The 21,039-nt window shown below is 70.7% G+C and carries 24 protein-coding genes; 7 read left to right on the forward strand and 17 right to left on the reverse strand.

Features of this window, described 5'->3' with window-relative positions; translation table 11 throughout:
- Nucleotides 1-39: 39 nt before the first annotated feature.
- The 17 genes from IF20_RS10950 to IF20_RS11030 form a co-directional block, all read right to left on the reverse strand.
- The gene (locus tag IF20_RS10950; protein WP_052865177.1) at nt 40-579 is read right to left on the reverse strand and encodes a TetR/AcrR family transcriptional regulator; all 540 of its coding nucleotides are present in this window, start codon (nt 577-579) and stop codon (nt 40-42) included.
- Nucleotides 580-700: 121 nt separating this feature from the next.
- Nucleotides 701-1,537 carry an RNA polymerase sigma factor WhiG gene (gene whiG, locus IF20_RS10955; protein ID WP_052864923.1) on the reverse strand — a complete coding sequence of 279 codons (837 nt, stop codon included), beginning with the start codon at nt 1,535-1,537 and terminating at the stop codon, nt 701-703.
- Between the two features lie 260 nt (nt 1,538-1,797).
- Complete coding sequence (gene dprA / locus IF20_RS10960; protein WP_199896554.1) at nt 1,798-3,018, reverse strand: DNA-processing protein DprA; 1,221 nt, start codon at nt 3,016-3,018, stop codon at nt 1,798-1,800.
- The gene (locus IF20_RS10965) at nt 3,015-4,625 is read right to left on the reverse strand and encodes a YifB family Mg chelatase-like AAA ATPase (protein WP_052864924.1); all 1,611 of its coding nucleotides are present in this window, start codon (nt 4,623-4,625) and stop codon (nt 3,015-3,017) included. Before IF20_RS10965 ends, dprA begins: the two co-directional genes overlap by 4 nt.
- On the reverse strand, nt 4,625-5,077 hold the full coding sequence (locus IF20_RS39885; protein WP_267881125.1) for a YraN family protein: 453 nt from the start codon (nt 5,075-5,077) through the stop codon (nt 4,625-4,627). The genes IF20_RS10965 and IF20_RS39885 overlap by 1 nt, the downstream gene beginning before the upstream one ends.
- Nucleotides 5,078-5,345: 268 nt before the next feature.
- A complete protein-coding gene (locus IF20_RS10975) occupies nt 5,346-5,654 on the reverse strand; it encodes a DUF2469 domain-containing protein (protein WP_003993268.1) in 309 nt (102 codons plus the stop codon).
- A 38-nt stretch (nt 5,655-5,692) separates the two neighbouring features.
- Nucleotides 5,693-6,226 carry an NUDIX hydrolase gene (locus tag IF20_RS10980; protein ID WP_052864925.1) on the reverse strand — a complete coding sequence of 178 codons (534 nt, stop codon included), beginning with the start codon at nt 6,224-6,226 and terminating at the stop codon, nt 5,693-5,695.
- Nucleotides 6,219-6,947 carry a signal peptidase I gene (lepB, locus tag IF20_RS10985; RefSeq protein ID WP_052864926.1) on the reverse strand — a complete coding sequence of 243 codons (729 nt, stop codon included), beginning with the start codon at nt 6,945-6,947 and terminating at the stop codon, nt 6,219-6,221. The genes IF20_RS10980 and lepB (IF20_RS10985) overlap by 8 nt, the downstream gene beginning before the upstream one ends.
- 190 nt (nt 6,948-7,137) lie before the next feature.
- The gene (gene lepB, locus IF20_RS10990; protein ID WP_110944092.1) at nt 7,138-8,088 is read right to left on the reverse strand and encodes a signal peptidase I; all 951 of its coding nucleotides are present in this window, start codon (nt 8,086-8,088) and stop codon (nt 7,138-7,140) included.
- Nucleotides 8,030-9,148, reverse strand: a complete 1,119-nt coding sequence (gene lepB / locus IF20_RS10995) for a signal peptidase I (protein ID WP_234426605.1) — start codon at nt 9,146-9,148, stop codon at nt 8,030-8,032. Before lepB (IF20_RS10995) ends, lepB (IF20_RS10990) begins: the two co-directional genes overlap by 59 nt.
- Entirely contained in the window at nt 9,141-10,013 is an 873-nt protein-coding gene (lepB, locus tag IF20_RS11000) for a signal peptidase I (protein WP_052864929.1), read from the reverse strand. Before lepB (IF20_RS11000) ends, lepB (IF20_RS10995) begins: the two co-directional genes overlap by 8 nt.
- Before the next feature lie 48 nt (nt 10,014-10,061).
- A complete protein-coding gene (gene rplS, locus IF20_RS11005) occupies nt 10,062-10,409 on the reverse strand; it encodes a 50S ribosomal protein L19 (RefSeq protein WP_052864930.1) in 348 nt (115 codons plus the stop codon).
- Nucleotides 10,410-10,558: 149 nt separating this feature from the next.
- Complete coding sequence (gene trmD, locus IF20_RS11010) at nt 10,559-11,374, reverse strand: tRNA (guanosine(37)-N1)-methyltransferase TrmD (protein WP_052864931.1); 816 nt, start codon at nt 11,372-11,374, stop codon at nt 10,559-10,561.
- Nucleotide 11,375: 1 nt separating this feature from the next.
- Nucleotides 11,376-11,999, reverse strand: a complete 624-nt coding sequence (gene rimM, locus IF20_RS11015; RefSeq protein WP_052864932.1) for a ribosome maturation factor RimM — start codon at nt 11,997-11,999, stop codon at nt 11,376-11,378.
- Between the two features lie 168 nt (nt 12,000-12,167).
- Nucleotides 12,168-12,407, reverse strand: a complete 240-nt coding sequence (locus IF20_RS11020; protein ID WP_030267150.1) for an RNA-binding protein — start codon at nt 12,405-12,407, stop codon at nt 12,168-12,170.
- A 2-nt stretch (nt 12,408-12,409) separates the two neighbouring features.
- A complete protein-coding gene (gene rpsP, locus IF20_RS11025; protein ID WP_052864933.1) occupies nt 12,410-12,853 on the reverse strand; it encodes a 30S ribosomal protein S16 in 444 nt (147 codons plus the stop codon).
- Nucleotides 12,854-13,118: 265 nt separating this feature from the next.
- Nucleotides 13,119-13,706, reverse strand: coding sequence for a hypothetical protein (locus IF20_RS11030; RefSeq protein ID WP_052864934.1), 588 nt, complete (start codon nt 13,704-13,706; stop codon nt 13,119-13,121).
- 600 nt (nt 13,707-14,306) lie between these two features.
- Here IF20_RS11030 and IF20_RS11035 point away from each other — a divergent pair.
- The 7 genes from IF20_RS11035 (at nt 14,307) to IF20_RS11065 (ending at nt 21,037) form a co-directional block, all read left to right on the forward strand.
- A complete protein-coding gene (locus tag IF20_RS11035; RefSeq protein ID WP_110944066.1) occupies nt 14,307-15,203 on the forward strand; it encodes a class I SAM-dependent methyltransferase in 897 nt (298 codons plus the stop codon).
- Nucleotides 15,204-15,507: 304 nt separating this feature from the next.
- Entirely contained in the window at nt 15,508-16,446 is a 939-nt protein-coding gene (gene yhfZ, locus IF20_RS11040) for a GntR family transcriptional regulator YhfZ (RefSeq protein ID WP_052864936.1), read from the forward strand.
- A gap of 222 nt (nt 16,447-16,668) precedes the next feature.
- Nucleotides 16,669-17,055: a PRD domain-containing protein gene (locus IF20_RS11045; protein WP_052864937.1), complete on the forward strand. Its 387-nt coding sequence runs from the start codon at nt 16,669-16,671 to the stop codon at nt 17,053-17,055.
- Nucleotides 17,052-17,411 carry a DUF2620 family protein gene (locus IF20_RS11050; RefSeq protein WP_052864938.1) on the forward strand — a complete coding sequence of 120 codons (360 nt, stop codon included), beginning with the start codon at nt 17,052-17,054 and terminating at the stop codon, nt 17,409-17,411. The genes IF20_RS11045 and IF20_RS11050 overlap by 4 nt, the downstream gene beginning before the upstream one ends.
- 27 nt (nt 17,412-17,438) lie before the next feature.
- Nucleotides 17,439-18,809, forward strand: a complete 1,371-nt coding sequence (locus IF20_RS11055; protein ID WP_052864939.1) for a YhfT family protein — start codon at nt 17,439-17,441, stop codon at nt 18,807-18,809.
- 163 nt (nt 18,810-18,972) lie between these two features.
- Nucleotides 18,973-19,914 (forward strand): phosphotriesterase family protein, encoded by a 942-nt coding sequence (locus IF20_RS11060; protein WP_052864940.1) that lies wholly within the window; start codon nt 18,973-18,975, stop codon nt 19,912-19,914.
- Between the two features lies 1 nt (nt 19,915).
- Nucleotides 19,916-21,037 (forward strand): aminotransferase class V-fold PLP-dependent enzyme, encoded by a 1,122-nt coding sequence (locus IF20_RS11065; RefSeq protein WP_052864941.1) that lies wholly within the window; start codon nt 19,916-19,918, stop codon nt 21,035-21,037.
- Nucleotides 21,038-21,039 lie beyond the last annotated feature (2 nt).

Consider the following 21,039-nt stretch of genomic DNA (forward strand, 5'->3'; position numbering starts at 1 on the left):
GAGGGGGTGGGCGGGGGGGGGAGGGAGACGGGAGGGAAGTCAGCCGCGGACGCCGCGGAGGGACATGGCCACCGCCGCCTCCGTGATCTCCGTCGGATCCTCCGCCGCTCCCAGTTCGATCCGGCGGACCGCGGCGTCGACGACGCCCTGCAAGAGCATCGCGGCGAGGCGCGGCTGCTCGTGGCCGAGCGCCGCCAGGGCCTCGACGATCATGGCGATGAGGCCGCCGTGCGCGGCGCGGATCTTCTCGCGGGCGCCGGCGTCCAGCTCACCCGCCGAGATCGCCACGACGGCGCGGTGCCGGCGGTCGCCGACGAGGGCGAGCTGCTGCCGTACGTACGCCTCGATCTTCTCCTCGGGCGTCTCGACGCGCTCCATGGCGGCTTCGACCTCCGCGGCCCAGACCGGGAAGTCGACGGCGCAGAGCTCTTCGACGACGGCGGCGCGGGAGCGGAAGTACTCGTACACGGAAGAGCGCGCGAGGCCCGTTCGCTCGGCGAGGGCGGGGAAGGACAGAGCCTCCGTACCGCCTTCGGACAGCAAAGTACGCGCAGCGTCCAACAGGGCGTCGCGCTGCATGGTCCGGTGCTCGGCCACTGAGGCCGCTCGAATCCTGGGCACGTCACCACTGTACGGATGCGTCCCCGGCAGTGGCACTCCGCGGCACGATGTAAACCGCGGCGTGCCGCGTCAGCAATGGTCAGCGGCCCACGTCGGCCAGCTTGGCGCGCAGCTGGAGAACGGACTTGGTGTGGATCTGACTGACCCGGCTCTCGGTAACGCCGAGGACGTTGCCGATCTCGGCGAGGGTGAGGCCTTCGTAGTAGTAGAGCGTGACGACGGTCTTCTCGCGCTCGGGGAGCGTGTTGATCGCTCGGGCGAGCAGTCGGCGCAGCTCGCGGTCCTCGGCGATCTCGACCGGGTTCTCGGCCGCCGTGTCCTCAAGGGTGTCCATGAGGCTCAGCCGGTCGCCACCCTCACCGCCGGCGTGCAGCAGCTCTTCGAGGGCGACGACGTTGGCCAGGGACAACTGGCTGAAGACGGCATGCAGTTCTTCGAGGGCGATGCCCATCTCCGCGGCGACCTCGGCTTCGGAGGGGGTGCGACGCAGCTGCGCTTCGAGCGTGGCGTACGCGCGCTCGACGGCCCTCGCCTTCTGGCGGACCGAGCGGGGGATCCAGTCGAGGGCCCGCAGTTCGTCGATCATCGCGCCGCGGATGCGGGTGATGGCGTACGTCTCGAACTTGATGGACCGTTCCGGTTCGAACTTCTCGATGGCGTCGATCAGCCCGAACACGCCGCTGGAGACGAAGTCGGCCTGCTCGACGTTGGGCGGCAGGCCGACGCTGACGCGGCCCGCGACGTATTTGACCAGCGGTGAGTAGTGCAGGATCAGCTGCTCCCGCAGCCGTTCGTCGCCCGTCGCCTTGTAGGAGCGCCAGAGCTCCTCTAGCGAGGTGGGCGCTGCCGGGCGCACGCTGCCGCGGGCGGCGGGAGGTACCGCCGCGCGGTCAGACCCGGAAGTGTGCTGGGGCATTCGTCGCCTTGAGCCGTTCTGCCGAGACGCTGGTGAAGAGGGGCGTGAGGGTCGGGTGGTCCGTGGAGGGCGGATGCCTTGCGAGCGTAGCGTTACTACGGTGTCGCTGTGTGCGATCAGAGCGTGTTCGGGTGTGCGCAGATTCGTCCGGTAGTCCGCACCCTCGGATGACGTCGGGCGACTTCGCAGTCGTCCACGCGAAACTCGCAAAGATGCATCCTGCGGTCATCCCTCTCACCTTTTCACCCGTTCGCCCCAGGTCAAGAACCGCCTCGCCGGTAACCTCCCGCCGAAGGGTCGCGGGGCGGCAACTCCCAGCGAGGTCCGCACCTTTGAACGAATCCGAGCGCCTGGAGTTCGAAGAGCTTCGCTTGGGTCACTTCGAGGGCCGTGCCCGAGTCACAGGCGATCTGCCGGGCCTCGGCGGCTCCCCGTACGGGAAGCGCTTCGAGCAGACGTGCGGCCGTCGGGTCCAGCAGGTCGCGCGCCAGGACCGGTCCGCGCCGTTCGGGAGCCAGGTCGCCGATGCTGCCGACCAGTTCGATGATCTCGGCCGCGTCGGCGACCACTGCGGCCTCGCCTCTGAGTAGTTGGTGGACTCCGGCCGACAGGCCGCTGGTGACCGGGCCGGGCACGCCCATCGTGAACCGTCCCAGCTCGGCCGCTCGGCGGGCGGTGGCCAGTGATCCGCTGCGCAGCGCGGCCTCGACCACGACCGTGCCGCGAGTGAGTGCGGCGATCACGCGGTTGCGCTGGATGAATCTGCTGCGGGTCGGATGATCGCCGGGTGGTAGTTCCGCGATGATCAATCCCTGTTCGGCGATGCGCTCGAGCAGCTCGGTGTGCCCGCTCGGGTAGACGCGGTCGACGCCCGAGGCGAGGACCGCGACAGTTGCCCCGCCTGCTGCCAGTGCGCCCCGATGCGCGGCGCCATCCACGCCGTACGCGGCACCGGACACCACCGACCAGCCGCGTTCGGCGAGCCCCGCAGCCAGAGTGGCCGCGACGTGTGCGCCGTACTCCGTGCAGGCGCGGGCGCCGACGAGGGCTACGGAGCGCAGGGCCCACAGCCGGAGGTTCGCCGTACCGCGTACCCACAGGCCCACGGGGCGGGCGTCGCCCAGGTCGTCCAGCTGTCGGGGCCACTCGTCGTCGCCTGGGCAGAGGAACCGGCCACCGAGCGCGGTGACGGTGGCCAGGTCGGCCTCGGGCGACGCGCGCTCGGCACGTAACCGCAGGCCCGCCACCTTTGTCTCGCCGGCGCCTTCGGGCGGGTCGTCCGCGCCGAGGAGCGAGCGCCAGAGGGCTATCGGTCCCATTCGCCGCAGCCATCCCCCGGTGACCTCGTCGCCGGGTTCCAGGACGCGGGTGAGGGCTGCCCGGGCGAGCCGCTCCGGCTCGGGATCGGAGCTTGCGCCCGTACCCGGCCCGGGCACCCGGCCTTTGCGCCCGTCGCCCGATGCGCTGCCGAGAAGGCTCATGATCGGCTCACCGCCAGGGGTACGCCGCGGTGCACGCCGGTGCGCAGTTCCAGGGCCCAGTCGACGTCCTCGGCCGTCGGCCGGTCGCGGCCGGCGAGATCGGCAGCGGTCCATGCGACGCGCAGTACGCGGTCCAGGCCGCGGGCGGTGAGCAGGCCGTTCTCCAGGTCGCGCTCGGCCTGGAGGAGTGCCCCCGGGGCCACGGACCACCGGGTGCGCAGCTCATGCCCGGGCACTTCGTTGTTCGTCCGCCAGGGGGTGCCCTCGAAGCGATGGGCGGCGCGCTCCCTGGCGGCGCGGATCCGGTCGGCGACGACGGCGGTGGATTCGCCGCGCGTGCCCGCGACCAGTTCGCTGCGGGCGACCGGTTCGACGGCGATCCGCAGGTCGACGCGGTCCATCAGCGGTCCGGAGAGCCGGGCGCGGTAGCGAGTGATCGAGGAGGGGCGGCACTCGCAGCCGCCCGTGGTGGTGCCGTAACGCCCGCAGGGGCAGGGGTTGGCGGCCAGGACCAGCAGGAAGGACGCCGGGAGCCGCATCATTCCGGCGGCGCGGGCGACCACGATGTGGCCGGCTTCGAGGGGCTGGCGTAGCGCGTCGAGCACCTTGGCGCTGCATTCGGCGGCCTCGTCCACGAACAGGACGCCGCGATGGGCGAGGGACACCGCACCGGGTCGGGGCAGCCCGCTGCCGCCGCCCACGAGGGAGGCCATGGTGGCGGAGTGGTGCGGTGCGCAGTACGGCGGGCGGCTCACCAGGGGCTGGCCGGGTGGGAGCATGCCCGCCACCGAGTGCACCGCGGTGACCTCCAGGGACTCCTTGGGCGAGAGGGGCGGCAGGAGTCCGGGGAGCCGTTCGGCGAGCATGGTCTTGCCCGCGCCCGGTGGTCCCTTCAGGAAGATGTGGTGCCGTCCGGCGGCGGCGACCTCCAAAGCGCGCCGTGCACCGTGCTGACCTGCGACGTCCGCCAGGTCCGGCGGTCGTCCCTCGGGTGGCGGTCCGACGCAGGATCCGGCGCCCGGTACGACCAGTCCGGCGAGCAGCGGGTCCGGGCGGCCGGGCTCGTCGCCTTCGTCCTCCTCCTCGGGGACGGGTCCGTCGGTGAGGACGGCGATGAGCTGGCGCAGGCTCCGGACGCCCAGGACGGAGATGCCGGGGACGAGCGAGGCCTCGGCGGCGGTCCGCTCGGGGACGACCACCTGGCGGTATCCCGCGTCGGCGGCGGCGAGGACGGCGGGCAGTACGCCACGTACGGGGCGCACCCGGCCGTCGAGGCCCAGCTCGCCGATCATGACGAGGTCAGTGAGCTCCCGGGGGTCGATGAGCTCGGCGGCGCCCAGGACGGCGCAGGCGACGGCCAGGTCGAAGCCGCTGCCGCCCTTGGGGACGGAGGCCGGGCTGAGCCCGACGGTGAGCTTCTTCTGTGGCCATTCGGAGCCCGAATTGACCACGGCGGCGCGCACCCGGTCGCGCGATTCGATGAGGCTCTTGTCGGGGAGGCCGACGAGGGTGAAGGCGGCGACACCCGGTTCGAGGTCGGCCTGGACCTCGACGACGACGCCTTCGACGCCGACCAGCGCGACCGAGCAGGTACGGGCGAATCCCATCAGGTCACCCCCCGTACGTGAGTCACGACGGGAGCGCCGCGGGTGGGGAGCTGCACGCCGATCACGTCGATGCGTACGCCGCCCGCGGGCGGGCCGCCGTGCGCCGCGGTCCAGTGCTCGGCGAGGAGGCACAAGCGGCGGGCTTTGGTCGGCGTGACGGCCGCCATGGGATGTTCGTACGGGCCCGCGCGCCTGGTCTTGACCTCGCACGCCACGAACGCGTCGGCTTCGGCGGCGACGATGTCGATTTCTCCGAAGCGGCAGCGCCAGTTGCGGTCGAGGACGCGCATGCCGTGGGCCGTCAGCCACCTCGCGGCGAGGTCCTCGCCGTACCGCCCGAGTCCTGAGCGGCGGCTCCCCGCTCGGGCGCGGCCGGCCGGGCCGCCCCGGCGCCTCGGGTGCCTGCGTCGTGTCCTCGCCGGGCCGACCGATCTCGTCGAGCCGGAGTCCACGCGTCCCGGTCCGGTGCCTGTCCGGCCCGAACCGGGATCTGCCCGGTCCGGTCCGGGATCTGTCCGCTTCGATCCGGGATCTGTCGTACCGCTTCCGACCGCGGTGTTTCCTGCTGTGGCGTTCATCCGGCACCACCTCCGGCACCGACTGTGACGCCTCAGCCACCAAGTATTGGATCTTGGTGGACAACTCGACGGCTGTGCGTAACCTCGTCACCCGTCGGAGTGAACCGACCCGCTCCTCGGCCGGTCACGCGGAAACGGTCACTCAGCCGCTCGGCAGTTCGAGGTCGCTCTTGTTCAGCTCCTCGATGTTCACGTCCTTGAACGTGAGCACGCGCACCTGCTTCACGAACCTGGCCGGCCGATACATGTCCCAGACCCAGGCGTCCGCCATCGACACTTCGAAAAAGACCTCACCCTGCACCGAGTGCACCTGCATCTCGTAGTCGTTGGTGAGGTAGAACCGACGCTCTGTCTCGATCACGTATTTGAACAGTCCGACGACGTCTCGGTACTCCCGGTAGAGCTTCAGCTCCATCTCGGTCTCGTACTTTTCGAGGTCCTCGGCGCTCATGGCAGATCCCCTTCAGCCGTGCGTCCCCCTATTGTGCGTCAGGCACTCTCGGTCTCCAGGACCACCGGCGCACTAGGGGGGCCTTCGTCGAGCAGCGTGCGCAGCAGCTCGGCGAGTCTGGTCGGATACACCGTCTCATGGGAAGCGGAAAGTTCCGCCACCGTCCACCATCGCAGACCCGCCACGCTGCGCCGTTCCAGCTCCGTCAGGCCGCTCAGCCGGGTCGCGGTGCTCCGCGTACGTGCCAGGTAGTACCACTCGTCCTGGTCCCAGCGCCGCCCGTCGAACGGGAACGAGCAATGCCGCTGCCACAGCACGGGGCCGAGCTCCGCGTCCGTGATCCCGGTTTCCTCGGCCAGCTCCCGCAGCGCGGCCTCCTCCCGGCTCTCGGCGCCCTCCAGGCCGCCGCCCGGCGTGAACCACCAGGTCCTCGACGGTTCGTCCGGTTCGAAACCGTGCATCAGCAGGACCCGGTCCTCGGGGTCGAGCAGGATCACCCTGGAGACACGCCGCAGCGCCGTGTCCGAGAGCGCCTCGGCGTGCTCCTGTATGCCGGTGTCCGCCTCAGACACGCGTCCGCCTCCTCCGGTTCGCGATCGGCCCGTAGGCCGCTCCCCCCAGTATCAGCACCGCGCCGGCCACGATGGCCACCATGATGGGCCGCAGGGGGCCGGGCTGGGAGGTGCCACCGGGCAGGTCGGAGAAGCCCGTGGGCCGCTGCAGCATCCCGAAGCTGCCGACCGGCCAGGCCTCGGCGTCGACCCGGGCGTCGACGGCACTGCGCGGCACGGCGCCGTGATCGCCGTCCGTGAGGTGCACCCGCGAGTCCATGGAGTCACTGCGGTGATCACCGAGGAGGAAGAGCTGTCCCTTGGGGACCTCGGCCTTGAAGCCCACGGGGGAGGCCGGGCCGCCGCCCTGGAGGTACGGCTCCTCGATCGGCTTGCCGTTGACGGTGAGCTTGCCGTCGGTGTTGCAGCAGGCGACCTTGTCGCCGCCGACGCCGACGACCCGCTTCACCATGGGGACGTCCCCCCACACCGAGTCCTGGAAGACGACGACGTCGCCGCGGCGCACTTCCGAGCCGTCCACATGCTGCGCCAGAACGCGGGCGCCCGCCTCGATGGTGGGCGCCATCGAATCGGTCGGCACGGTGTAGGGCCGGTAGAGCACCGCGCCCCATATGAATCCGCCGAGGAACAGCACACAGCCGACGGCCACCGCCAGCCCGGACAGCACACTGCCCGCGGTCCGGACGTGGCCGTCCCCCGTACGCACCCTGGTCCCGCTCATCCCGCGCTCCTGCCCCGCGGGCGAGCCCCGCGTCGAAGATCCGGGACGGCACATTACCTGGGGTTACGCGCCCTGGTCAGCCTCCGGCCGACGACCCGATCGGGCATCCCGGACGCCGTTGCGCAACGTCCGCCGCACATCGACCGTCCGTCCGCCGGAAGCACACACATCCCTCACCTGCGGGATGTGCTCAGCCCTCGCGGGGCTCCTTGCCGGTCGCGCCCACAGCGACGTTCGCCGGCAGCTTGGCGAGCACCCGCCGGCGCCGCCAGAGCACGATCGGCACCGCACCGGCAAGGCCCAGCGCCGCCGGCGCCGCGGCCATCGCCTGGCTCAGGCCGGGCTGGTCGAAGGTGTCCGGCACCGGGAGCAGCGACCAGCGGTTGACCGGCCAGGCGATCGTGAAGGCGCGGCCCACGACCTCGTCCTCCGAGACCGTGCCGTTGCCCTTGAGGTCCTGGTGGTAGCGCGAGTCCAGGGAGTCCTGGCGGTGGTCGCCCATCACCCAGATCCGGCCCTCGGGGACCTTGAGGGGACCGAAGGGCTTGTCGCCGCACGGGGTGTTCCCCGCGAAGAGGTACGAGTCCTCCTTGAGCGCCTTGCCGTTGACCTTCACCGGGCCCGTGCCCTTGCACTCCACCGTGTCGCCGCCGACCGCGATGACCCGCTTGATCAGGTCCTTCTCCTCCGCGGACGGCATCAGGCCGATCCAGCTGAGGACCTTCTGGACCGGATTGGGCGCCGGAGTGGGCACCTCGTTGAGCCAGCCGCCCGGGTCGTGGAACACGACGACCTCGCCGCGCTCCGGCTTCGAGCCGAACCACGGGGTCAGCTTGTCCACCAGCACCCGGTCGCCGCGCTGCAGGGTGTTCTGCATCGAGTCGGACGGGATCGAGAACGCCTGGACCAGGAAGGTCTTGATGACCAGCGCCAAGGCCAGCGCGATGAGGATCAGGAGCGGCAGCTCCTTCCAGAAGGAACGCGGCTTTTTCTCCGACGTCACGCCGCCGTTCTCCTCTTCCCTGTCCTGTCGCGCGTGCTGCGGCTGCTGTTCCGGATGCGCCGCGCCCGCCGCGGGGGAACTATCGCGCCCCTCTGGTTCTTCGGGCTCTTCGGTTCCGGACCGTGCGCCGACCGCCAAGTCCCCCACATTCACTCCTTACTCCAAGCCGCCGCCTGCTCGTCAAACGGTGCAGGCCCACCACTCCCATAACGAGCGGGAGTTCCGCAGGGGTCGGGAGTACGGTCAAACCTTCGGGTGACACACTATGCGGCGCTGCGGCCTGCGTCGTCGGTGCACCCGGCGCGTCGCGCACAGAAGCGTACGTATCGGGCTCTTCCAGGCGTCGCCAGTGGCTGAACGGCCAGGCGATCACGACGGCGCGGCCGACGACGCTGTCCTCCGACACCGTGCCGCGGTACGGCTCGTCCAAGTGGTAGCGGGAGTCCGCCGAGTTCGACCGGTGGTCCCCCATCATGAAGAGCCGTCCGGTCGGCACGGTGACCTCGAACCTCAGTTGCGAGGGCGGGTTGCCCGGGTGGATGTACGGCTCGCTCAGGGGCGTGCCGTTCACGGTGACCCGGCCGCTCTTGTCGCAGCACTTGACGGTGTCGCCGCCGACCGCGACCACGCGCTTGATCAGGTCCTGCTCGTCCGCCGACGGCAGCAGCCCGATGAAGGTGAGGGCTTCCTTGACCTGCTTCACGCCCACCGCGTCGTCGGCCACGGTGGTGCGCTCCCCCTTGAGCCAGTGGTTCGGGTCCTTGAAGACGACCACGTCGCCGCGCTTCGGCTCGGCGCCGAACCACGGGGTCAATTTGTCGACCAGCACTCGGTCGCCGATCTTGATCGTCTGCTCCATGGAGCCCGACGGGATCACGAAGGCCTGCACGAGGAACGTCTTCAGGACCAGCGCGATCGCCAGCGCGACCCCGATCAGGATCGGGATCTCCTTCAGGTACGACCGCTGCCTGCGCCTCTTGATGCGCTTGGCTTGGCGTCTCCGTTCGGCCCGGCCACCGGTCGCCGGCAGGGTCGTACGCGTCGCCGAACCGCTCGTCCGCACGTCGGCCTCGTAAGGAGCGGCACCGGCCGCTCCGAGGTCGTGCGCACCGTCCGCCCCGGAGGCGTGCGCGTCGCGCTTCTCTTGTGGTGCGCCTTCCCGATGGTGTCCGTGGCGCGGGCGCCCTCTGTTACCCATGCGCCCCTGCCGGAGCCGGTATGCCGTCGAAGTCGTGCGGCCGCTTCAGGGACGCCCAGCGGCTCACGGGCCAGCCGATCCAGTCGGCGCGGCCGATCACCTTGTCCACCGGTACGGTGCCGCCGCCCGGGTCTCCGAGGTGATCGCGGGAGTCGCTGGACCTGGCGCGGTGGTCCCCCATGACCCAGAGCTTCCCTTCGGGGACGACCACGTCGAAAGGCACGTCCGAAGCGCTGTCCCCGGGATGGAGGTAGGGCTCGTCCACCGGTTTGCCGTTCACCTTGATCCGCCCCCGTTTGCCGCAGCAGGTCACCCGGTCCCCGCCGACGCCGATCACACGCTTGATGTAGTCCGTCTCCGCGGCGGGCACCAGTCCGACCGCGGCACCGGCACCGCGCAGCAGCCCCGTCACCGGGTTGCCTCCCGGCGCCTCCTGGACGAATGATCCGGTGCCGTCGAACACGACGGCGTCTCCCCGGCGGGGCTCATCGCCGAACCGGTACGCCAGCTTGTTCACCAGCACCCGGTCGCCGACCTGGAGCGTGTTCTCCATCGACGAGCTGGGGATCAGGAACGGCTGGACGACGAAGGCGCTCAGCAGCCCCACGAACGCCAGACAGGCCAGCACCAGCAGAACCGGCCCACGGCGCAGCAGCGGGCGCGCCTCGGCCTCCTCGCGGCCTTCCTCGTGGCTCTCGCCGGGCTCCTCCGACGCGCCGTCGCCGGTCGTACCGGCGGGCCGCTCACCGACCCACTGCCGCCGCCGGAAAAAACGCGCGGAGCGCGCCCCCTGCCCCACCCCGTGGTCGGGGGCGGAAGAGGGGTCGCGCTCCGGAAGCGTTGAAGACTGTGCGTCGGTGTCCATCGAGCCCAGAGCCTATCCGGCCCCGGCGTAAGGACACCGTACGGCCGCTCAGTTCTCGCGCTTCTCCTTGATCTTGGCGGCCTTGCCGCGCAGCTCACGGAGGTAGTACAGCTTGGCGCGACGGACGTCACCGCGGGTCACGACCTCGATCTTCTCGACGATCGGGGTGTGCACCGGGAAGGTGCGCTCGACGCCGACGGAGAAGCTGACCTTGCGGACCGTGAAGGTCTCGCGGACGCCGGCGCCCTGGCGGCGGATGACAACGCCCTTGAACTGCTGCACACGGGAGCGGTTGCCCTCGATGACGCGGACGTGGACGTTGACGGTGTCACCCGGACGGAACGCGGGGACGTCCTCGCGCAGCGATGCGGCGTCGACGGAGTCGAGAAGGTGCATGACCTACTGCTTTCTTCGCTGATGCCACAGGTCATCAGCGGAATTCGTGATGATGTATCGGAGACCGAACGATACGTTCGGGTGCCGGTCCGTCGGGCGGGCGTCGTTCCCCCTGTGGCAGGGGCGCACGCCGGACGCACAGCAGCGGCCTATTCTTCCACGGGCTCGGTCATCCGCCCAAATCGTCCGTCGGGTCCGGGGCCCCACCCCAGTATGGAGAGGATTTCGCGGTCCTTCTTGTCGAAGGCGGCGGGGTCGGCACGTTCGATCAGGTCCGGACGGTTGGCGTCCGTACGACGGAAGGCCTCGTCGCGCCGCCAGCGGGCGATCTTCCCGTGGTGGCCGCTGAGCAGCACCTCAGGGATGCCGCGACCGCGCCACTCCGGGGGCTTGGTGTAGACGGGCCCCTCCAGGAGGTCGGCCATCGCCCCGGGGGCGAAGGAGTCGTCCTGGTGGGAGGCGGCGTTGCCCAGCACTCCCGGGAGGAGCCGGGCGATGGCCTCGACCATGACCAGTACGGGAGCCTCGCCGCCGGCCAGCACGTAGTCACCGATGGAGACCTCACGGACGTCCAGGTGATCGCCGTACTCCTCGATGACGCGGCGGTCGATGCCTTCGTAGCGGGCGGGCGTGAAGACCAGCCAGGGCTTCTCGGACAGCTCGACGGCGAGCTGCTGGGTGAAGGGCCGGCCGCTGGGCGTGGGGACGACGAGCACCGGCTTGTCCTCGCCCTCGCCCGACGCGAGGACCGAGTCCAGCGCCTCGCCCCACGGCTCGGGCTTCATGACCATGCCCGGGCCGCCGCCGTACGGGGTGTCGTCCACGGTGTTGTGCTTGTCGTGCGTGAACTCGCGCAGGTCGTGGATGCGTACGTCCAGCTGTCCACGGGCCCGTGCCTTGCCGACCAGGGAGACGTTCAGCGGTTCGAGGTACTCGGGGAAGATCGTGACGACGTCGAGGCGCATGTCAGGCGTCCTCACCGCGCGACGCCCGGTCGCCCTCGGGGGCCTGCCCCTCGTCGCCTGCGTCGGTCGTCTCCGCGTCGGCCGCCGCCTCCCGGCTGGAGGCGACCTCCGCCTGCGCGTCGTCCAGCAGACCCGGCGGCGGGGTGATCACCGCGCGCTGCTCCTCCAGGTCGATCTCGGGCACGATCTCCGCGACGAACGGGATCATGACCTCGCTGCCGTCGGCGCGCTCCACGACCAGCAGGTCGTGGTAGGGCAGGTGCGAGACCTCGGTGATGCGACCGACCTCCGTGCCGTCCGCGGTGACCACGTCGAGGTCGACCAGCTGGTGGTCATAGAACTCCTCGGGGTCCTCGGGAAGCACCTCGGGATCCACCTCGGCGATCAGGAGGGTGTTGCGCAGCGCCTCTGCAGCCGTGCGGTCCTTCACGCCCTTGAAGCGCAGCAGCAGCCGTCCGCTGTGCACACGACCGGTCTCGATGGTCAGCGGGCCGACGGACGCGGGGTCGGTGGCCAGGACCGCGCCCGGTGCGAGCCGCAGCTCGGGCTCGTCCGTGCGCACCTCCACCGTGACCTCGCCCTTGATCCCGTGGGCGCGCCCGATCCGCGCGACAACCAGCTGCACGATTGCGCCTTGCCTTTCCTTGCGGCTAATCCGCCGCCGCTCTCGCGGAGGCGGTTCTCGCCATCGTGGTTCCTCGATTGATGGTTGCGGTCGACCGCATGCCGCCGCAAAACGGCACGGGCCGGGGTGGGCCGAAGCCCGCCCCGGCCCGTGCCGGTGTTCCGATGCTCAGCGGACCTGGTCCACGTCGACGAGGTCGACGCGGATGCCGCGGCCGCCGAGGGCACCCACGACCGTACGCAGAGCGCGCGCGGTGCGGCCGTTACGGCCGATCACCTTGCCGAGGTCGTCCGGGTGCACCCGGACCTCCAGGACGCGCCCACGGCGCAGATTGCGCGAGGCGACCTGCACGTCGTCGGGGTTGTCAACGATGCCTTTTACGAGGTGCTCAAGAGCCTCCTCGAGCATGCTCAGGCCTCGGTCGACTCGGACTTGGCCGCCTCGGCCTCGGCCTCGTCCGCCTTCTTGTCAGCCTTCTTGGCCTTGGGGGTGATGGCCTCACCCTTGGGCTCGTCACCGGCGTCCTTGGCGGCGGCCTCGAAGAGGGCGCGCTTGTCGGCCTTGGGCTCGGCAACCTTCATCGGGGCCGGGGCGGGCAGACCCTTGAACTTCTGCCAGTCGCCGGTGACCTTGAGGATGGCCGCGACGGGCTCGGTCGGCTGCGCGCCGACACCCAGCCAGTACTGGACGCGCTCGGAGTCGACCTCGATGCGCGAGGGGTTCTGCACCGGGTGGTACAGGCCGATCTCCTCGATGGCCCGGCCGTCACGGCGGGTGCGGGAGTCGGCGACGACGATGCGGTAGTGAGGCGAACGGATCTTGCCCAGACGCTTCAGCTTGATCTTGACTGCCACGGGAGTGGTGTCTCCTGGTGTTGACGTGGTTGGGCACAACGAGATGCCACGTGGGGTTGCGGTACCCGAGTGCCCGATGGACGCGTCAGCCGGAGGAGAGAGGGGTCCTGTGCGACTGTCGAGTACAGCTAGCCATTGTGCCATACGAGCGGGGAACGGCTGACCCCGGGCGTCCTGCCGTCACTCCTGCCCGGCAGGGCCGCCCCTCGCCCTCCTCGGAGCCTCGGCCGGCCGCGGGCGCGGGGCGGCCGGCCTGGGCACCCGGTCAGCCGACCGCGGCCACCTCGGGGATACGGAACGGCTTGCCGCAGCCGCCGCACATGATGGGGGCCTGGGCGAGCACGGAGGGGACGACCCGGACGTTGCGCCCGCAGTCGCAGACGGCCTTGACCCGTACGCCGCCACCGGAGGAGCCGTGCCGCGCAGCCGGACCGCGGAAGCTCCGGCTGCTGTCGGCCGCGGTGGCGACGGTGTGCGCCTTGAGGGCTCTGCCGAGCCGCTCGATGGCGGGGCGGTATCGCCTTCTGGCCTCGGGGTTGAGCGTGACCAGGGAGAAGCCGCTGCTGGGATGCGGCTCGTCCGCGTGGTCCAGGCCCAGTTCCTCGGCGATCGCCAGGAATCGGCGGTTGTGGTAACGACCGGCGCGTGAGGTGTCGCGGACGCCGCGGGAGGCGGCGATGCCGTGCACTGCCTCATGAAGCAGCCGTTCGAAGGAGAGCTCGGCGCCACAGGCGGACGAGGACTCTCCGATCAGGGATTCGGGCGCGGCCAAATCCGGCAGCTCGGGATGGTGCCGTTGAATGTCGGCCCAAGCGAGCGCCAGCTCGGCGGCGAGAACAGGTGTCGTGCTCACGTCGTGACAACGAGCCGGTGCCGCCCAGTGTTCCGATTCCGGGGCATCCCAAATAATTTGCACGTACCGGTCAGTTTCTGGTCATGCGCCGCACGGAGGGCGGGTGCGCAGTTCTCCGGAGGAGACACGCACGGAGTACCCGGTCGGCACGTACCGGGGCGTACGTCCGGCCGCTCCGAGGAATGGACGGCACATGCACTTCTTCGTGCCCGGCACCCCACAGGCCCCGAGGGAACGGCCTCGCCTCAAGGGCGACCGATGATCACCGCGATGCTACCCGTGATGCCGCGACCGCCCGGCGCCGCCCCGTCCACAGCGGTCCGGACGCCCTACGCCCCGGGATACGAGAAGGCGTACGCCAGCCGGGTGACAGCGGCAACGGAGCGCCTGAACGACGCCGGACCACAGCCACCTTCGCCTCCGTCGCCGACCGGGGGGCGACCCGAGGGCGCAAACGGGGGCGCGCGGTAGACAACCGGGCGCAACCCCTGGACTCTGGGATCGATGGGGGGTTGTCTGGATCGGGGGGCACAGCGCAACAAATCGGGGGCGGAAGACCATTTCCTCAGCTCGGGCTCTCGGCGGATAGGGGCGCTTTCCATGACACCCACGCTCGTACAGCACGGCCTCCAGCGTTCCGGTCCTTCTGGTCAACCGGTACCGGACGGCTCCGGTTCGGGGGCACGTGCCCGTGACTGGGCGGAGATCCAGGAACGGATGCTGGTGCCGCTGTATGAGGCCGTTTACCAGCGCCTGGACGTCGGCCCGCACACCCGACTGCTCGCGCTGGGCTGCGGTTCGGGGCTCGCCCTGCTCATGGCGGCGACCCGTGGCGCGCAGGTGAGCGGGGTGGACATGGACGAGCCACGGCTGCGGCTGGCCCGCGAGCGGCTGACGCCCCAGCCGGAGGCGAGTGCGGCCGCTGCGGGCTCCGCCGCCCGCCTGGCCCACGGCGGGCCGGAGCGGATGGGCACGCCGGAGCGGGGACGCTTCAACCTGGTGACGGCGTTCCACCCCGTGGGCTGCGCCGGCAGCACCGAAGGGCTGGCAAGCTCTCTGCAGAAGGCGACGGCTCTCGCCGAGCGCGGCAGTCCAGTGGTGCTGGGCGGTTGGGGCCCCTTCGAGAGGTGCGCGACAGCCGGCGTACTCCGAGTGGCGCAACGCCTTGCGGATCCGTCCTTCTCCCTCGATCGGACGCCTCCGACCGGAACGAGCAGCTGGCGACCGAGCGGCCGGGACGACCTGGAGGAGCTCGCCGAGCGCGCGGGGCTGCGGCCGGACGGATCGGGCCGGGTGGCCTGCCCGTTCGGGTACGCCGACATGCCGAGCGCGATGCGCGGACTGCTGTCGACGGGCATGTTCGACGCGGCGCTGGAGGTCGCCGATCCGGCGCAGGTGGAGAAGGAGCTGTCCGAGGCGCTGCATCCGTACCAGCGCGCGGACGGCACGGTCTGGATGCCGAACGTCTTCCGTTATCTGATCGCCCGGACGCGCTGAGCAACGCCTGCCCACGGGCACGGAGCAGGACTCGCCGCCGCGGGAAAGCCGCGGGAAAGGGGGCGGACGTCGCTCGCCGGATCGGCACGGCTCGGGGTCGACGAGCAGCCGTGCGTACGGCGTGCGACGTCCGCGACCAGCGCCTTCCACGGCCCGGCCCACGCCTCGGCATGCGCGTCCCCGACCTCGCGTGCGTAGCTGACCCCGTTTTGCGCAGCTTTGCACCGATTCGCGCGGGCGACACCTCCGCTCGCGCGAGAAAAACGCCTTGGCAAAATCCAGAATCCTGGTTACTGTCATTTGCGTGAACAGTGTCGACGAGCGGTTCCTCACCCGCAACGGACTGGCCGCCCGGCAGCTCGCGGTCCTGCTGCTCAATCATGACGAGGACACCCGCCTCCCGCGCGTCCGCGACTTCGCCGAGGAGCTCGGCGTGGGCAACGGCACGGTGCAGGCCGCCCTCCAGCTGCTGGAGGCGGCCGGCGCGATCGAGACTGTCGCCCGCGGCCACCTCGGCACCTTCCTCGTGCGGGCCGACCGGAACATACTGTGGCGCCTGTCGGGCCTGGGCACCCTGCTCGCCGCCATGCCGCTCCCCTATTCACGACGGTACGAGGGGCTCGCCACCGGCTTGCGTACGGCGTTCGAAGGCGCCGGCGCCCCGTTCGCCATCACGTTCATGCGCGGCGCGGCCACCCGCGTCGAAGCCCTGCTGGAAAGCAAGGTCGACCTGGTGGTGCTCTCCCGGTTCGCCGCCGACCGGTTCCTGGACGAGCTCCCTCTGGAGTTGGTCGCCGATCTCGGTCCGGCCACGTACGTCGGCGCGCACGGCATGCTGCTGCGGCACGGCGTCGATCCGGAGACGCCGGGGCTGCGCGTGGCGGTCGACTCCGCGTCCGAGGACCTGCGGATGCTGGCCGCGCGCGCGTTCGCCGGGCGCGACGACATCCAATGGGTGGAGTCCTCCTACATGCAGCTGCGGGACCTGTTCGCACGCGGCGAGGTGGACGCCACGGTATGGAATCTCGACGAGGCGCAGGACCACCTCGGGCCGGACGTCGACGTACAGCCGCTGGGCGATGAGATCACCCGCGATCTGGCGCTCCGTAACTCCAGCGCCGCACTCATAGGGCGTGCGCAGGGTGCGGGAGCCTTGAGTGCCGTGCGGGACGGTCTGAATCTGTCCCTCGTCACCGACCTGCAGGGGGAGGTACTGCGCGGCGAGCGCATGCCGTCGTACTGACCGCGGGGCGACGGCATCACGCAGGAATCGCGGCGCCGTCGGCGCCCGCACCCGGCTGCGAGTGCGGCATCGCCCCCGCCCTCCGGATCGAACAAACCGTCAATCAGAACGAAGCTCACTCACTCATTCGAAAAAGAAGGCCCCCGACTCTCGTCAATATCCAGAATCCTGGTTACTGTCGATAACGCGGACAACTCAGGCAACGCGAGGAAAGGACGGCTCATGGAGGACAGACTCGCCCTCCGCATCCAGGTCTTCCGGGACAGCGGACAGGCGCCACCGCAGGTGATGCGCTTCGTCGAGGAGGAGCTGGGCGCTCTGGCGGCCGAGGGACACACCGTCACCGAGGACACCGCCGGCATGCTGACGAGCCACCTCGTCATGGCCCTCACCCGGCTGCTGAACGGCGAGCCCATCGAGCAGTTCCTGACCGACGAGGAAGTGGCCGCGGAGCTCGCCGGCCATCCCGATGCCGTCGAGCGCGCCCGCGCCGTCTCCCTACGCGCCGAGAGGGAGCTGGGCGCCACGCTGCCCGACTCCGAGATCAATTTCCTGGCGATGCATCTCGCCCTGCTCCACAAGAACGCAGTCAGAAGGGACGTGTCATGACGAAGATCCTCACCGGTGGTGTCGGCAAGGCCCAGGTCGCCGAGACCGTGCAGAAGCTGGCCCTGGACGGCGTGGACGTCGTCGTCTCCAGCGACATGGACGCGGCGATGAAGCTGCGCGCGGGGCAGGCCGATTACTACCTCGGCACCTGCCACACCGGCGCCGGCGCCTCGCTCGGTGTCCTGCTGGGCCTGCTGGGCAGCGGCGCCTGCCACACCTTCGGCCGCTCCGTCCCCACGGAGGACGAGGTGACGGCGCTCATCGGCGACGGGAAGAAGGTCTTCGGCTTCGGCATGGACCAGATCGACGCCGCCGCTCCCGTCATCGCCCGCGCCATCGCGGCACACGGCGCCTGAACCGCATCCGGCATTGAGGAGTGAGCCGTGAGTGGGAACCTCGTCGCCGCAGCCGCCGGCAGCACCGATCTCAGTCTGTCGCTGCCGCAGCAGCTGACCGTCATCGCCCTCTGCGCCCTGACGGCCTTCATCTCGCACCTGGCCCTGGCCGTCTTCAATGACGGCGTACGCCCCTTCATGCTGGATTTCATCCAGGGGCGCACCACCCGCAGCGCCACCACGGCCGTGTCGTTCGGACTCTCCGCGGGCTTCATCTTCGGGCTGGGCGCGCCGATGGCACTGTCCACCGGGGTGCTGAACCCGTGGCTGGTCTTCCTGCCCACCGACATCCTCGGCATCCTCTCCCCGAAGAAGTGGCTGGCGCCGATCCTCGGTGCGGCCTGGGGCGCGGTCATCGTCTTCGGACTGAACGGCGCCAACAGCTTCGCACACGACCTCCCGGTCGACTTCCTCACCGCGATGCAGCAGATGTCGACGCCGATCCTCTTCCTTTTCACGCTCTTTCCGGTGCTGGCCATCACGAAGCAGTTCGGCAAGGTACGCGGCGCCATCGCGGGCGCCGTCGAACTGGTGCTGGTCGTCGCCACGATGAAACTGTGGCCGAACGTCTTCGCCGGTGCCATCGCGATGGCGGTGGGCGTGCTGATGCTGATCGCGTTCGCCGTCTCCAAGGACCTGCGACAGCGCAAGCTGGAGCGGGCCGAGCGGATCGCGAACGGCGACGGTGCGGCGGAGGCGACGCCGGATGACGACGATCCGATGGCGTCGCTGTTCAGCGCGAGCGCGACCCGGCTCCGCAAGCACCTGCCGCTGTTCATGCTGCTGGGCGCCGGGGTCTGCCTGCTCGCGCAGATGCATGTCTTCGGCGGCGGCGAGGCGACCAGCTTCCTGATCGCCAAGGGCGACTACAGCGGCGCTGCCCAGGTGGACTTCTACCGCGTCTTCGGCTTCATCCCGCTGATCGCCACCACGGCGCTGGCCTCAGGTGCGTACGGCATCGCCGGCTTCACCCTGGTGTACCCGATCGGTTATCTCCTGCCGAACCCCTGGCTGGCGCTGATATGTGGCGCCGCGGTGTTCGCCGTCGAGGTGTCGGCGCTCTCCTGGATCGGTCGGGTGCTGGGCGGGTTGCCGTCGGTCCGGGACTCCTCGGAGCATCTGCGCGGCGCGATCAGCGACTCACTGCAGCTGGCCATCCTCTTCGGCTCACTGATGGCGGCCAACGCCATGGGCGGTGGCCTCGGCATTCTCGTCGTCGGCGGGCTGTACCTGGTGAACGAGGCGATGGGCCGGGTCGTGGTCCGCATGGCCGCGGCACCCGCCGCCGTGATCGTCGGCGGCATCCTCCTCAATGTCCTGTACTGGCTGGACCTGTTCACTCCCGTCAAGGGCGGCTGACGCGTTCCGAGACCCGAGGCCGAGGGCCGCCCCGGCGGAGCCGGCATTCCGGCACCGGCACCGGCACCGGCACCGGCACTCCGACGATCCTGCACTCCACCGCCTCGGCACTCTGGCACTACGCCACTTCGGCGCTTCGGCAGGAAGGAAGCAAGGCAGCACCATGTACGACATCCGGACCGTCACCGGTCCCCTCTCCCCCGCCGCCGTACGGGGCCCCGCGCTCGCACACGAGCACCTGGCGCTCGACCTGCGCCGGGACGCCGACCGGGCAGCGGTGCTCGGCGCCGCGCACGCCGACGCGGTCACGCGCGAACTCGCCGTGCTGCGCGAGGAATACGGGCTCGCGCTGGTCGTCGAGCTGACCTGCCGGGGCATGGGTCGCGACGTGGCGGCGCTGGCCCGGATCGCCAAGGACTCCGGCGTGCCGGTCGTCGCGGCCACCGGCTGGTACTACGAGCCCTTCCACCCCTCTGAGGTCGACGGCGCCGATGTTGAGGAACTGACCGGCACGCTGGTACGCGAGATCACCGAAGGGATCGGGCCGGAGCGGGTCCTCCCCGGCGTCATCGGAGAGGTCGGCAGCCACGGCGACCGGCCGAGCGTGCCGGAGGTCCGTACCCTCACGGCGGCCGCGCGGGCCGCGGTGGCCACCGGCCTGTCCGTCGCCACACATGCGCAGCTCGGCCGGGGAGGCCCTGCCCAGCTGGCCCTGCTCACCGCCGAGGGCCTGCCGGCGCACCGAATCTGCGTCGGCCACCAGGACCTGCTGGACGACCCCGCCGTACATCGGGAGCTGGCGGAGCGGGGCGCGTATGTCGCGTTCGACACGGTGGGCAAGGAGAGTTACCAGAGCGATACGACCCGGCTGCGGCTGCTGCTCGCACTGCTGGAAGCCGGACACGCGGACCGGGCGCTGCTCAGCTGCGACGTGTCCCGCCACGGTTACCTGCGGGGCGAGGGGGGCCAGGGCTACGGCCACTTGTTCCGTTCCTTCCTGCCTCGGCTCAGGGCGGCAGGCGTGGACGACGACACGGTCGACCTGTTGACCCGGCGGAACCCGCTGCGCTTCCTGACCGGCGCGCGCACCGAGGAGGTGACCTGAGATGGCCGTGGCGGAAGGCGGGTTGCCGGAGACCTTCCCGTTGCCGACCGTGCCACTGGAGGGCGCCGTCGCCCGCCAGTACCGGCTGATGGAGTGCGTCACGCGGCACTTCGAAGGCGAGCGACTCTTCGAGGCGGACGCCGGCGTGGTCCCCGGGCTGGGCCGGCCGCGTACGACCGCCGGGGTGGAGGCCGTGCTCGCCGACTTCTTCGGCGCCGAGGCCGCCGCCCTCGTACAGGGCGCAGGCACCGGGGCCATCCGCGCCGCGCTCTCCGCGGTGCTCGGCGCGGGCGATCCGCTGCTCATCCACGATGCGCCGGTCTACCGCACCACCGCCGTCACGCTGCGCGGCTTGGGCGTGGTGGTGACCGAGGTGGACTTCAACGACCGCGGGGCGCTCACGGAGGCGCTGGCGAGCGGGCGGTTCGCCTGGGCGTACGTGCAGCACACCCGGCAGCGGCTGACCGACTCCTACGACCCGGGCGAGGTGTTGGCGGCCTGCCGTGCGGCGGGGGTCCGTACGGTCGTCGACGACAACTACGCGGTCATGCGGGTGCCGCGGAGCGGGGTCGAGCTGGGCGCCGACGCCTCCTGCTTCTCGCTCTTCAAGCTGCACGGCCCGGAGGGCGTCGGGGTGGTGGTGGGCGCCGCCGACCTGGTGGCGCGGGTGCACGCCGACAATTACTCCGGGGGCGGGCAGGTGCAGGGGCACCAGGCGCTCGACGCGCTGCGCGCCCTCACCCACGTGCCGGTCATGTGGTCGTTGCAGTCCGCGGTGGGTGCGGAGGTGGCGGAGCGGTTGGCGGCCGGTGAGGTTCCCGGCGTCGCCGAGGTCCGGATCGCCAACGCGCAGGACCGTTGTCTGCTGGTGCGACTGGACCGGCCGGTGGCGCGCGAGCTGCCTGCCGTGGCGGCGCGGTCCGGAGCGGCGCCGTACCCGGTCGGGTCCAACTCCCGTTACGAGATCGCCCCGTTGTTCTACCGCATGTCGAGCTCGTCCCTGGAGGCCGCGCCCGGGCTCACGGAGTGGACCGTGCGGATCAATCCCATGCGCGCCGGCGCGGACCTCGTGCTGGACATCCTCCGCCGATCACTGCACGACCTTCGTGAGACAGGGGTCTGACC

Origin of the sequence: Streptomyces niger (genome assembly GCF_000718305.1) — a bacterium.
Classification (GTDB): Bacteria; Actinomycetota; Actinomycetes; order Streptomycetales; family Streptomycetaceae; genus Streptomyces; species Streptomyces niger.